Annotated in this window: 1 protein-coding gene; it reads left to right on the forward strand. The window is 59.9% G+C overall.

Features of this window, described 5'->3' with window-relative positions; genetic code table 11:
- Positions 1–584 (forward strand): MBL fold metallo-hydrolase (locus A3730_RS24570; protein WP_197477618.1); only part of this gene is annotated, 584 nt, incomplete at both ends.

The following is a 584-nucleotide window of genomic DNA, read 5'->3' on the forward strand; positions in this document are numbered from 1 at the left end:
CCCAAAGCGGGCAGTACCGCCGGCGCTGACCATTGACCAGCTACCCGATATCAATGCCGTGCTGGTCTCCCATAACCACTATGATCACCTGGACAAGGCATCGGTAAAGCAACTACAGGCCCGCTTCGGCCGCGACATTCTCTGGTTCGTACCCCAGGGTATCGCCGCCTGGCTGCGCAAGCTGGGGGTGGAAAGGATCATCGAGCTGGGCTGGTGGCAGAGCGACTACCACGGCCAGGTAGAGGCTTTCTGCCTGCCCGCCCAGCACTTCAGCGGGCGCGGCCCCAACGACCACAACCAGACCCTGTGGTGCAGCTGGCGTCTGAATTTCCCGGATTTCAGCCTCTATTTTGCCGGTGACACCGGCTATGCACCGCTGTTTAACGAAATTGGTCAGGTATTCGGGCCGGTAGATCTGGCATTATTACCTATCGGGGCCTACGAGCCGCGCTGGTTCATGTCGCCGGTGCATATCAACCCGGCGGAAGCGGTGAAAATCCATCAGGATATTCAGGCGCGCCAGTCCCTGGCCATGCACTGGGGCACCTTCGTGCTTACTGACGAACCCATGGATGCACCGCCAA

The organism is Alcanivorax sp. HI0044 (assembly GCF_001634945.1).